10 protein-coding genes and 1 tRNA gene are annotated in these 12,024 nt (G+C 72.9%); 6 read left to right on the forward strand and 5 right to left on the reverse strand.

Annotation, left to right across the window (positions count from 1 at the left end):
- The first annotated feature begins 25 nt into the window (after positions 1 to 25).
- Both AC156L_RS39955 and mgrA read left to right on the forward strand, forming a co-directional pair.
- Positions 26 to 101, forward strand: a tRNA-Thr gene (locus tag AC156L_RS39955).
- A 289-nt stretch (positions 102 to 390) separates the two neighbouring features.
- Positions 391 to 1,416 (forward strand): L-glyceraldehyde 3-phosphate reductase, encoded by a 1,026-nt coding sequence (gene mgrA / locus AC156L_RS39960; protein WP_330882488.1) that lies wholly within the window; start codon positions 391 to 393, stop codon positions 1,414 to 1,416.
- Here mgrA and AC156L_RS39965 read toward each other — a convergent pair.
- Positions 1,402 to 2,796 carry a sensor histidine kinase gene (locus tag AC156L_RS39965; RefSeq protein ID WP_330882486.1) on the reverse strand — a complete coding sequence of 465 codons (1,395 nt, stop codon included), beginning with the start codon at positions 2,794 to 2,796 and terminating at the stop codon, positions 1,402 to 1,404. The two genes, mgrA and AC156L_RS39965, sit on opposite strands and share 15 nt — an antisense overlap.
- A complete protein-coding gene (locus AC156L_RS39970) occupies positions 2,793 to 3,491 on the reverse strand; it encodes a response regulator transcription factor (protein ID WP_330882484.1) in 699 nt (232 codons plus the stop codon). The genes AC156L_RS39965 and AC156L_RS39970 overlap by 4 nt, the downstream gene beginning before the upstream one ends.
- A gap of 147 nt (positions 3,492 to 3,638) precedes the next feature.
- On the opposite strand from AC156L_RS39970, the gene AC156L_RS39975 reads away from it, so the two are divergent.
- Genes AC156L_RS39975 through AC156L_RS39985 form a run of 3 tightly spaced genes read left to right on the forward strand, consistent with a single transcriptional unit; the run spans position 3,639 to position 6,267 of the window.
- Positions 3,639 to 5,006, forward strand: a complete 1,368-nt coding sequence (locus tag AC156L_RS39975; protein ID WP_414720109.1) for a ferredoxin reductase family protein — start codon at positions 3,639 to 3,641, stop codon at positions 5,004 to 5,006.
- Between the two features lie 11 nt (positions 5,007 to 5,017).
- Positions 5,018 to 5,512, forward strand: coding sequence for an FMN-binding protein (locus tag AC156L_RS39980; RefSeq protein ID WP_330882482.1), 495 nt, complete (start codon positions 5,018 to 5,020; stop codon positions 5,510 to 5,512).
- 2 nt (positions 5,513 to 5,514) lie between these two features.
- On the forward strand, positions 5,515 to 6,267 hold the full coding sequence (locus AC156L_RS39985; RefSeq protein WP_330882479.1) for an FAD:protein FMN transferase: 753 nt from the start codon (positions 5,515 to 5,517) through the stop codon (positions 6,265 to 6,267).
- Here the strand turns inward: AC156L_RS39985 and AC156L_RS39990 are convergent.
- From AC156L_RS39990 to AC156L_RS40000, 3 genes are all read right to left on the reverse strand, one after another.
- On the reverse strand, positions 6,264 to 6,836 hold the full coding sequence (locus tag AC156L_RS39990) for a TetR/AcrR family transcriptional regulator (RefSeq protein ID WP_330882477.1): 573 nt from the start codon (positions 6,834 to 6,836) through the stop codon (positions 6,264 to 6,266). The two genes, AC156L_RS39985 and AC156L_RS39990, sit on opposite strands and share 4 nt — an antisense overlap.
- 54 nt (positions 6,837 to 6,890) lie before the next feature.
- Complete coding sequence (locus AC156L_RS39995; RefSeq protein ID WP_330882475.1) at positions 6,891 to 7,496, reverse strand: TetR/AcrR family transcriptional regulator C-terminal domain-containing protein; 606 nt, start codon at positions 7,494 to 7,496, stop codon at positions 6,891 to 6,893.
- Between the two features lie 261 nt (positions 7,497 to 7,757).
- Entirely contained in the window at positions 7,758 to 8,777 is a 1,020-nt protein-coding gene (locus AC156L_RS40000; protein WP_330882473.1) for an ADP-ribosylglycohydrolase family protein, read from the reverse strand.
- Positions 8,778 to 8,965: 188 nt separating this feature from the next.
- Between AC156L_RS40000 and AC156L_RS40005 the strand changes: the two genes are divergently transcribed.
- A complete protein-coding gene (locus AC156L_RS40005) occupies positions 8,966 to 11,782 on the forward strand; it encodes an AfsR/SARP family transcriptional regulator (RefSeq protein WP_330882471.1) in 2,817 nt (938 codons plus the stop codon).
- The last annotated feature ends 242 nt before the right edge of the window (positions 11,783 to 12,024 follow it).

Consider the following 12,024-nt stretch of genomic DNA (forward strand, 5'->3'; position numbering starts at 1 on the left):
AGGATGTCCCAGGCCTCATGGCCGCGCCGGTGTAGCTCAATTGGCAGAGCACTCGCCTTGTAAGCGAAAGGTTAGGGGTTCAAGTCCCCTCACCGGCTCCACCCCTGGCCAGCGTCCTCCGCGGGCCGTCCCGGACCGACGACCGGATCGGCCCCCTCCCACGCGGCCTGCGGCACGCGGGGCTTCGCGGGGGTGGTCGAACGCCTGGTCGTGGAGCCCGACGAGTCACGACCGCGGCCCTGCGCCGTGCCGGTGGACCGTCCGGGTGCGGGCAACCCCGCCCGGTCGCGAACCGCCTGGGCCGTCCCTCCCGCACGTCCCGCGGAGGAGCGGCACGTCCGCGTCAGCCCGAGGACTGCTCGTCCGCGGTGGACGTGACATCGTGGACGCATGGCCTACCTCCCGGAAGAGTCGCGCTACGACCGCATGTCCTACCGCAGGTCCGGACGCAGCGGACTGAAGCTGCCCGCCATCTCGCTCGGCCTGTGGCACAACTTCGGCGACGACCGGCCGTACGAGTCGGGGCGGGCGATCGTGCGGCGGGCGTTCGACCTCGGCATCACGCACTTCGACCTGGCGAACAACTACGGCCCGCCGTACGGGTCGGCCGAGACGAACTTCGGCAGGCTGCTGGTCGACGACCTGCGGCCCTACCGGGACGAGCTGGTGGTGTCCACGAAGGCCGGCTACGACATGTGGCCCGGTCCGTACGGCGACTTCGGCTCGCGGAAGTACCTGCTGTCCTCCCTGGACCAGTCGCTGGGGCGGATGGGGCTCGACCACGTCGACATCTTCTACTCGCACCGGTTCGACCCGGAGACGCCGCTGGAGGAGACCGTCGGCGCGCTGGTGAGCGCCGTCCAGCAGGGCAAGGCGCTCTACGTCGGCATCTCGTCCTACTCGGCGACGAAGACCCGCGAAGCCGCTGAACTGCTGCGGCAGGCCGGTGTGCCGCTGCTGATCCACCAGCCGTCGTACTCGATGCTGAACCGCTGGATCGAGCCGGAGCTGCTGGACGCGCTGGAGGAGATCGGCGCGGGCTGCATCGCGTTCTCGCCGCTCGGCCAGGGGATGCTGACCGACAAGTACCTCGGCGGCGTGCCGGAGGGGTCGCGGGCCACGCAGGGCAAGTCGCTGTCGACGGACCTGCTGTCGGACGAGAACCTGGCGCGGGTGCGGGCGCTGAACGAGATCGCGGCAGGCCGCGGGCAGTCGCTGGCTCAGCTCGCGCTCACGTGGGCGCTGCGGGACCAGCGGGTCACCTCGGCGCTGATCGGCGCCAGCTCGGTGGAGCAGCTGGAGGCCAACGTCGCGGCGCTGGACGCGCCGCCGCTGACCGACGACGAGATCACGGCGATCGACGAGCACGCCGTCGAGTCCGGGATCGACCTCTGGGCGCCCTCACACGCCGTCTAGTCGCACGGTGAACGCGGTGCGGCCGGGCTCGCCGCTCAGCTCGACGGTGCCGCCGTGCGCGGCGACCAGGGAGTGCACGACGGCGAGCCCGAGCCCGCTGCCGCCGCGCTGGCGGGTCCGGGAGTCGTCGACGCGGTAGAAGCGGTCGAAGATGCGGGACTGGTCGGCCTCGGGGATGCCGGGGCCGGAGTCGGCCACGACCACGCCGGTCCGGAACACCGCCAGCGACACGGCGGTGCCCGGCGGCGTGTGCACGGCGGCGTTGGTGAGCAGGTTGTCGAGCACCTGCCGCAGCCGCATCGGGTCGGCCCTCAGCCGGACCCGACCGGTGCCGAGGTCCGTGCTCAGCGGGTGGTCGGGGTACGCGGCGGTGAACGCGCTCGCGGCGTCCGACGCCAGCTCGGCCAGGTCCACGTCCTGGAGCCGCAGCGGCGTCTCGACCTCGGCGGAGTCCAGGCGCGCGAGCAGCAGCAGGTCGTCCAGCAGCAGGCTCATCCTGGACGCCTCGCCGCGCATCCTCTCCAGGTGCGCCTCGCGTTCCGCGGGCTCGTTGGCGGCGGCGTAGCGGAACAGGTCGGCGTAGCCGCGCAGCGACGTCAGCGGGGTGCGCAGCTCGTGCGAGGCGTCCGCGACGAACCGGCGCAGCCGCTGCTCGGCGGCCGTGCGGGCGGCCAGCGACGAGTCGATGTGGTCGAGCATCGTGTTGAACGCGGTCCGCAGCTCCTCGACCTCGACGCCGCCGCCCTCGCCGGAGGCGCGCACCGGCAGCCGCCCGGAGTCGGTGAGGTCGCGGGTCGAGATGGTGTGCGCGGTGTCGGCCATGTCGCTCAACGGCCGCAGCCCGCGCCGCAGCACGCCCCGACCGATCAGCACGAACGCGACCAGCGCCGCCAGGAAGACCACGGCCTCCAGGCTGATCAGCTCCCGCAGGATGCTGTCGCGGTCGCCGGTCGGCGCGGCGCTGACCAGCACCACGCCGTCGACGACCCCGCACGCCCGCACCCGGTACGTGCCTTCGCCGTAGAGGTGGACGGTGCGGTACACGTCGCCGCCCCTGGCCTCCTTGGCGACCTCGGTCAGCTCGTCGAGGTCGTTCGGCCGGTCACCGCTCTTGGGCTCGGCCTTCCCGTCCTGGACGGTGTAGACGATCGAGTACCAGCCCTGCGGGACCTTCTTCACCGTGCCGTAGTTCTTCACCGTCTCGGTCTCGGCGATCTGCGCGAGCCGCATCTGCTCGTCGAGCTTGCCGTCGAGGTAGCTCCGCATGCTGGTCCACATGACCGTGCCCACGGCCGCGAACACGACCAGGGCCAGCGCGCCGAGGCTCAGCACCAGCCGCGTGCCCAGGGTGAGCTTGCGCGGCCGGAGCCCCTTCCTCACGGAGACGCCTGTCGCAGCACGTAGCCGACGCCGCGGACGGTGTGGATCAACGGCTCCTCGCCGTCGTCGAGCTTGCGCCGCAGGTGCGACACGACCAGCTCGACCACGTTGGAGCGCCCGCCGAAGTCGTACTCCCACACGTGGTCGAGGATCTGGGCCTTGGTCAGCACGGCGGGGGAGCGGCGCATCAGGTAGCGCAGCAGCTCGTACTCGGTGGGGGTGAGCGTGACGACCCGGCCGCCGCGCCGCACCTCGCGGGTGTCCTCGTCCAGCGCCAGGTCCGCCACCTTCAGCACCGACCGCTGCCACGCCGGACCGGTGCTGCGGCGCAGGACGGCTCGCAGCCGCGCCATCAGCTCCTCGACGGAGAACGGCTTCACGAGGTAGTCGTCGCCACCCCTGGTGAGCCCCGCGACGCGGTCGGCCGTGCCGTCCCGCGCGGTGAGGAACACCACGGGCACCATCGTGCCGGACGCGCGCAGCCGGTCCAGGACGGAGAACCCGTCGATGTCCGGGAGCATCAGGTCGAGCACCACGATGTCGGGGTGGAAGTCCACGGCCCCCTTGACCGCCGCCTCGCCGCTACCCGCGGTGACGGCCTGCCAGCCCTCGTAGCGGGCCACCGTGGCGACCAGGTCTGCGATGTGCGGCTCGTCGTCGACGACGAGCAATCGAACCGAATCGGCCTTGTCCACGTGCACATGGTGAGGCACCGCCCTTCCGGGGGCGAGGCGATCGGACCCCTCCAGGCCGATCAACAGCTAGTCGACAGCATCCGCTCAGTCGGCGCTTAGCTGGGCCGACCAAGCTGCGAGGAGACAACGGCCAAGAGGAGCACGCCCGTGACCACCGTTCAGACACCGCCAGGCGCGACGCAGGTCCAGGCGGGCGGCACCACCAGCCCCGCGACCGTGGCCAGGACCGGCCTGTACGCACTGATGGGCGCCAACGTCGTCGCCGTGACCTACTTCTTCGCCCAGAGCGGGTTCGGCACGAACGCGCTCCTCCTGCTCGGCCGCGTCACGGGCCTGTACGCCGCGCTGACGATGGCGTTCCAGTTCCTGCTGATCGCCAGGCTGCCGTGGTTCGACCGCAGGATCGGGATGGACCGGCTGACGACGTGGCACCGCTGGACCGGCTTCACGCTGCTGTGGACGCTGGTCGCGCACGCCGTGTTCATCACCCTCGGCCTGGCCCAGCAGTCCGAGCTGTCGCCGGTCGACCAGTTCGTCGACCTGGCGACCACGGTCGAGGGCGTGCTGCGGGCCGTCGTCGCGCTGGTGCTGATCATCGTGATCGGCGGCGCGTCCGCCCGGTTCGCCCGGCGCCGGATGGCCTACGAGACCTGGCACTTCATCCACTTCTACGCCTACGTGGCCGTGGTGCTGGCGTTCACCCACCAGGTCGCGATCGGCTCGACGTTCATCTCGTCGCCCGCCGCCACGGCCTACTGGTGGGGGCTGTGGGCGTTCGCGCTGGGCTCCGTCGTGGTCGGCCGGTTCGGGCTGCCGCTGTGGCGCAACCTGCGCCACCGGCTGCGGGTCGCCGCCGTCGTGCCGGAGGCCCACAACGTGGTGTCGATCTACATCACGGGCAAGGACCTGGACAAGATCCCGGCCAGGGCGGGCCAGTTCTTCCTGTGGCGCTTCCTGACCCCCGACCGCTGGTACAAGGCCAACCCGTTCTCGCTGTCCGCCGCGCCGGACGGCCGTTCGCTGCGGCTCACGGCCAAGGCGCTCGGCGAGGGCAGCGCGAGCCTGCGCGGCATCCGGGTCGGCACCCGCGTGTTCGCCGAGGGCCCGTACGGCGCGTTCACGTCGATGCACCGCACGCGGCCGAACACCGTGCTCGTCGCGGGCGGCGTCGGGATCACCCCGATCCGGGCGCTGCTGGAGGAGATCCGCGGCCACGTGGTCGTGCTGTACCGGGTGAGCAACCCGAACGACGCCGTGCTGATGAACGAGCTGCGCAGCCTCGCCCACGCCCGCGGCGCGATCCTGCACCTGCTCACCGGGCCGTCCAGCGCGCCGACGCCCCGCGGTCCGATGCTCGGCCCGCACAGCCTGGTCGGGATGGTCCCCGACATCCGCGACCGCGACGTGTTCGTCTGCGGCCCGCCCGCGATGACCCGCGCGGTGGTGGACAGCCTCCGCGAGCTGAAGGTCCCCAAGCAGCAGGTGCACGCCGAACGCTTCAGCATGGCCGGTTGAGAGAGGACGACATGAAGATCCACAGGGCAATCCCCGTCGCCGTGCTGTCGGTGGCCGGACTCGTGCCGCTCTGGCAGTACGAGGCGCACACCGCGAGCACCACCGAGGTCGCCGCCGAGGCGGGTGTCGTGCCGGAGGCGCAGACCTCGTCCGAGGCGCCCTCGGCCACCGCGCCGGACGGCTCGGGCTACGGCACCGGGACGCCGCCCGCGACCACCACGACCAAGCCGCCCGCCACGGCCGCCGCGAAGACGGTCAACGGCAAGCTGGTCAAGACCGTCCACGGCGACGTCCAGGTGCAGGTCACCTTCACCGGCAACAAGATCACCGCGGTCAAGCTGCTCAAGCAGCCCAACACCGGACCGACGAAGTCGGCCGTCCCGACGCTGATCGAGGAGACCCTCCAGGCCGGGACCGCGGACGTCGACAGCGTGTCGGGCGCGACCCAGACCAGCGAGGCGTACGTCCAGTCCCTCCAGTCCGCCATCGACGCCAGGGGGAACTAGCCGTGCTGGCGGGGGTGCGCAGGGTCGAGCACATCATGGGGTTCCCCATCTCGGTGGACCTGCGCGACGGCGACGAGCGGTCGCACGACGCGGTGGAGGGGGCGTTCGCCTGGCTGCGCGAGGTGGACGCCCGCTTCAGCCCGTTCCGCGAGGACAGCGAGGTCGCCCGCCTCAGCCGGGCCGAGCTGGAGCCCGCCGACCTCAGCGACGAGCTGGCGCACGTGATCGACCTGTGCGACTTCTACGAGGAGAGCACCGGCGGCGCGTTCACGTCGTGGCTGCCCGGCCGGGGGTTCGACCCGTGCGCCATCGTCAAGGGCTGGGCGGTGCAGGGCGCGGCCGAGATGCTGCACGACGCGGGCGCGCGCCGGTTCTGCGTGAACGCGGGCGGCGACGTCGTCACGTTCGGCGAGTCCGAGCCCGGCGTGCCGTGGCGGGTCGGCGTTCGGCACCCGGAGCGCGCGGACCAGCTGTGCGTCGTGCTGGAGCTGCGCGACGGGGCCGCGGCCACGTCCGCGTCCTACGAGCGCGGCGACCACATCATCGACGGCCGGACCGGCGAGCCTGCCCGCGGCCTGCTCAGCATCACCGTCGTGGCGAAGGACCTGACCACGGCCGACGCGGCGGCCACGGCCGCGTACGCGATGGGCGTGGAGGGCATCGCCTGGGCGGCGGCCCAGCCGGGCTGCGAGGTGTTCGCGGTGGACTCGCAGCGCCGGGTGTTCCGCACGCCGGGCCTGCCGGTGGCGGCCTAGGCGCGGGGGCGCAGGCCGTCGAGCAGCAGGTCGAGCATCCGGCCCGCCTGCTCGCGCTGCTCCGGCTCGCCCGCCGCGAGCGACACCCCGCTCAGGCTGAGCAGCACGTCGCCCGCGTTCACCCCCGGCTTGGTCACACCCGCGGCCGCGGTGGCGGCGAGCAGCGTCGCGAGCGCGTCGTGGAGGCGCCGCCTGCTGTGCGCGAACGGGTTGCCGCCGGAGGAGATCACCGCGTGCAGGGCGTCCTTGAGCCCCCGCTTCGTGCTGATGTAGTCGAGGAACCGGTCCATCCACGTCCGGAGCGCCTCCTCGGGGGAGACCGTCGCCACGAGTTCCGCCGCCGCGTCGCACACCTCGTCCAACCGGGAGCGGTAGGCGGCCTCGATGAGCGCCTCCCTGGTCGGGAAGTGCCGGTAGAGCGTGCCCATCCCGACGCCCGCGTCCTTGGCGATCGTGTCGACGGTGGCGTCGAGCCCCTGCTCCACGAACAGGCGGAACGCGGACGCCACCAGCCGGTCGCGGTTGCGCTGGGCGTCCGCGCGCAGCGGTTTCGCCTCGCTGTCCGGCACGTCGCCTCCTCGGGCCGCTCGACGGAGTTCGCTCCGCTTCCAGCCTACCGGCGGCTAGCCCGCGAACCGGGACGGCCGGAGCCCGGACAGCATCAGCCGGAGGCCGTGCTCGAACCGCTCCTCCGGGTCGGTGTCCAGTTCCGCACGGGCCCGAGCGGTGAGGGGGAAGCGGTCGTCGGCGTCCGGTGTGGACCGGTCGGTCTGCTCCGCCTGCACCTCGACGGTGAAACCCTGGGCGCAGGAGTGGACGGACGTGATGCCGCGGGCCGCGTCCCGGACGGTGAAGCCCGCGTCGCACGGGGTCCGCAGCGCGAGTTCCACCGGACGGCCCAGCACGGCGTTGCTCAGGTGCGTGCCGGACGGGACGCGGGCGCCGTCGCGGTAGGCGGGCATCGTCGTGCTGAGGCCGCGCGCGGTCCCCGCGGTCCACTCCACCCACGACCCGCCCCGGCGCGGAGTCTCCAAACCGGACAGTGCGTCGGCGAAGATCGTCGCCGCCATGTCGTCGAGCGGCTCGCGCTCGTTCTTCACGTGCCAGTGGGGCGCGGGCGCCCGGACGTCCAGATCCGCGGCGATCCGGCGCGGCGTCAGGTCGTCCAGGCCGACCTCGTTGAGCTGCTCCAGCGCGGTCCTCACGCTCACCGTCCGGTCCAGGCGCATCGCCACACCATAAGCGCGCCAACGGGAATCGGACCGCGGGACGTGTCGGAGCGTCGACCGGGGGTGACGGTACGCACAGGGCTCTGCTATCTTGCTGTGCAAGGGAGTTCTGCTCCCGCTCCACGGATGTTGATCAAGAGCAAGTCGGGTTTCGCGCTCGGGGCGAGACCCGAACTGCTGTGGACCAACCCGTGGAAGGGCGGCCCGGCGCACTCGTCTTCGGGAGCTTGTGCGCCGGGGCCGTCCACCCCTCCGCCGCGGTCAGACGTACCGCGACTCGTCGAACTCCTCGCCCGACGCGGACCTGCCGAGGTCGCGGCCGAGTTCGGTCAGCTCGTCCACGAGCTCCAGCCCGACGAGCCAATCCCTTGGCAGGGCAGCGGTTCCGTGCAGCGCGCCGAGGATGTTGCCGGTGAGCGCCGCCGTCGCGTCGCTGCCGCCCGAGTGGTTCGCCGCCGCGCGGAGCGCGTCCACGAACTCCGACTTCCTCGGGTACACGAGGACGGTGTGGACGGCTATCGCCAACGCCTCCGGCCCGGTCCACCCGCTGCCCAACCGGTCGACGCGCACCGAGTCCAACCCGAGTTCGCGGTGCTCCTCGGCGAACACGACGGCCCGGTTCAACGCGTTCGCGGTGTACGGGTCGTCCCGCAGCACCCGGCCGATCACCTGGTCCACCGCCTCGCGCACCGGCCGCCCGCGCACCGCGAGCAGGTGCACCAGCAGCGCCAGCGCCCCACCCGACACCCAGCCGCCCGTACCGCCGTGCGTGAGCGCGGCGAACCGGCAGCCGAGGTCGTACGCGATGGCCGCGCTCGGGGCGAACCCGGCGGGCGCGGTGCGGGTGACGCCGTTGCAGCCCGACGACTCGTTGTGCGGGGCCTCCGGCGTCGGCGGCACGTCCGCCGCCAGCGCGCGCAGGCACGTGAGCCCCGGCGACCGGCTGGAGTACAGCCGCTCGTTCGCCAGCAGACCCGTCGCGCCCGGCTCGGGAGCGGCGATCTGCTGCGTGACCAGCCACCGCCGGTAGCTGTGCCAAACCGTTTCGATCGGCTCCCAGCCACCCGTCTTGCGGCCGTGCACGTAGGCCCGCAGGTACCCGTCCGCCGTGAAGAGGGTGAGCTGCGTGTCGTCCGTGATCAGCGCGGGCCGCGGGGGCGCCACCACCCCTTCGGGGCCGTGGTCGCGCTGGATGTCGGCCCAGCCCAGGTACTGCACCGGTGCGCCCAACGCGTCGCCGAGCGCCCCTCCGAGCAGGCACGCGGCTCCACGGTCGACCACCGCCAAAGGGTCGCGCGGCACATGCCCTCCTGCTCTGCCGGTCGTGAGCCCAGAACCCTAGTCGTCCCGTCCACGTCCGGTCACCGGAGTCGTGCGTTACCGAACCAAGTTGGTGTGGCAGGTATCTGACACGGGTCTTGCCACACCTGAACCAATGACTGTTTCGAACACCGAGGGCGGGGGTGGGCATGGCGGAGGGGGAGCACGGCGGTCGCAGCGGTACCGGACTGGAGTTCGGGGTGCTCGGGCCGCTCCAGGTGCTCGTCGACGGCCGTGCGCTGGTGCTCGGGCGCAAGGGGATGCGCGGGCTGCTCGCCATGCTGGTGCTGGAGGCGAACCGGGTCGTGCCGATCGACGAGATCGTCGACCGGATCTGGGCGGACGACCCGCCCGCCACCGCCAGGACCATCGTGCACGGGTACGTGTCGAAGCTCCGCAAGATGCTGGAGGAGGCCGACCCGTCCGGGTCGGCGGCCATCCTGACCAGCCCGCCCGGCTACCAGCTGTCGGTCGACCCGTGGCGGCTGGACCTGCACCGGGCCCGCCAGCTGATCTCGTCGGCGCGCGGGAAGCCCGCGCCGACGAGGGCCGGGCTGCTGCGCGAGGCCCTGGGGCTGTGGCGGGGCCAGGTGCTGGCCGACGTGCCGGGCAACCCGATCACCACCGACCTGGACGAACTGCGGATGTCGGCCGTCGAGGACCGCATCGACGCCGAGCTGGAGCTGGGCCGCCACCTCGAACTCGTCGGGGAACTGCGGCAGCTCGTCACCGAGCACCCGTTCCGCGAACGGCTCGTCGCGCACTCGATGCGCGCCCTCTACCGCTCCGGCCAGCGGGCCGACGCGCTGGAGGCCTACCAGCGGTTCCACCGGCGCGCCGTGGAGGAGCTGGGCATCGACCCCGGCCCCGACCTGCGGCAGCTGCACGAGCAGGTGCTGCGCGACGACCCGGTGCTCAGCGACCCCGGCGGCACCGACCGGCGGGTCGTGGAACCGCGGCCGGGCGTGGTCGTGCCGCAGCAGCTGCCCGCCGCCGCGGGCGGGTTCGTCGGCCGCGCCGCCGAACTCGGCTGGCTCGACCGGCTGTGCGCCCAGCGCGACCCGTCCGCCACCACGATCGCGGTGGTCGACGGCGCCGCGGGCATCGGCAAGACCGAGCTGGCCGTGACCTGGGGCCACCGCAACGCCGAGCTGTTCCCCGGCGGGGCGCTGTTCGTGCCGATGCACGGCTTCGAGGGCGACCGCAGGCCGGTCGAGCCCTCCGAGGTGCTGGCCCGGTTCCTGCACGCCCTCGGCGTGCCGCCGGACGCCGTGCCCGACGACCTGCCCGACCGCGTCGGCCTCTACCGCTCGCTGCTGGCCCGCCGCCGCGTGCTGGTCGTGCTGGACGACGCGTGGGACCCCGACCACGTCCGGCTGCTGCTGCCGCCCGGCGCGGGCTCCCTCGTGCTGATCACCTGCCGCCGCAGGCTCGAAGGCCTCGTGGTCAGCAACAGCGCCCGGATGCTGACGGTGGGGGCGCTCAGCGCCGCCGAGTCGATCAGGCTGGTCGACGAGGTCGTCGGCGAGCCCGTGTCGGAACGGGACCCGGCGGCGGCGCGCAAGCTCGTGGAGCTGTGCGGGTACCTGCCGCTGGCGCTGCGCATCGCGGCGGCCAGGCTGGCGCTGAGTCCGGAGTGGACGCTCGAGGAGCTGGTCGCCCAGCTCTCCGACGACGACAACCGGCTGAGCCTGCTCGACCTGCCCGACGCGGGCGTGGGCGTCCGGCGCGCCCTGGAGGTCTCCTACCGCACCCTGGCACCGGAGCTGACGGACGCGCTGCGGGCGGCGGGACTGGTACCGGGCCGCTGGGTGAGCCCGCACGCCGTCGCCGCGATCTGCGACGTCGACGTGCGGACCGCCGGGTCGCGGCTGGCCGACCTCGCTTCCGCGCACCTGCTGGAGGAGCGGTGGCCGGGCGGGTTCGTGCTGCACGACCTGGTCCGGCTGTTCGTCCGCGAGGTCGCGGGCGACCCGGCGTCGCGGACCGCCGCGCTGAGAGCGCTCATGCGGCACTACCTGGCGGCGTGCGACCACGCCCGCAGGCTCATCCGGCCCAGCAAGGACGGGCTGGCCTTCGCCACCGACTCCGCGCGCGACGGGCCCGGCACGTCCGCCGAGGCCCTGGCCTGGTTCGACCGCGAGTGGCCGAACGTCGTGGCGCTGGTGCACGCCGGGTCGGAAGCCGGACTGCACCAGCAGGTCTGGCAGCTCGTCCGGCTGGTCCACACCTACTGCCTGGCCAGGACCGTCGTGCGCGAGTGGGTCGCGCTCGTCGGCTTCGGGCTGGCCTCCGCACGGGTCAGCGGCGACGAACTGGGCGAGATGCTGCTGCTGCACGCCGTCAACGCCACCAGCGCCCGGCTCGGGATGCTGGCGTCGTCGTTACCCGAGGCCCGGCGCGCGCACCGGATCGCCGTCGCCCTCGGCGACCCCCGCTACCAGGTGCTCACCCTGGGCCAGCTCGCCAACGCGCTCGCCGCCGTCGGCGAGCACGAGGAAGCCCTGCTGCACCACTGGGCGTCGATCGACCTCGCCAAGCGCGAGGACGACGTGCTCGGCCAGGCGACCGGGCTCAACAACGTGGCCCAGGTCGAGCAGTCGCTCGGCCGCCGCGAGGTCGCCGCCGCCCACCAGTTCCAGGCGATGGAGATCTACCACCGCGCCGGTGACGAGCGCGCCTACGTGCTGGCCGTGAACAACCTCGCGGAGCTGTACGTCGAGCTGGGACGGCTCCGCGAGGCCGAGGAGTACGCCCGGCAGGGCGTCGAACTCGCCCACTCGGGCGCCATGCCGTTCGAGGAGGCGTTCGGGCGGCAGGTGCTCGGCGCGGTCCTCGCCAGGCGGGCCGAACGGGTCGCCGCGCAGGCCGAGCTGACCGAGTCGCTCCGGCTCTTCGAGCAGGTGGGCTCACCGCGTGCGGTGTCGGTCAGGACGGCACTGGAGCTCTTGACCTCCGAGGTTTAGCGGCTGTTTAGCCCTCGGGGGGCCTGATCTGGCAATTTGGTCGTGGGCGCTGATCAAGCATCGGCTGCTCAGCGCCTGGGTGGCACTTGAGGGGGGAACTCAAGGGGGGCGCCACCCAACCGGTCGGCCGGCATTCGGGGGAGAGTGCCGGCCGACCGGTGCCGCATCCAGCCGACTCCGGTGGTCCCGCGGCGGTTCGTGCCGCGCGTGACGACCACCCGCCCGCCTCCACCGCGTGAACG

This window comes from Umezawaea sp., from assembly GCF_057122925.1.

Excerpts from the sequence above, each read along its gene's own strand:
- mgrA (WP_330882488.1), top strand. The coding sequence starts at position 391 with ATGGCCTACCTCCCGGAAGAGTCGCGCTACGACCGCATGTCCTACCGC.
- AC156L_RS39980 (WP_330882482.1), top strand. The coding sequence starts at position 5,018 with ATGAAGATCCACAGGGCAATCCCCGTCGCCGTGCTGTCGGTGGCCGGA.
- AC156L_RS39995 (WP_330882475.1), bottom strand. The coding sequence starts at position 7,496 with ATGCGCCTGGACCGGACGGTGAGCGTGAGGACCGCGCTGGAGCAGCTC.
- AC156L_RS40005 (WP_330882471.1), top strand. The coding sequence starts at position 8,966 with ATGGCGGAGGGGGAGCACGGCGGTCGCAGCGGTACCGGACTGGAGTTC.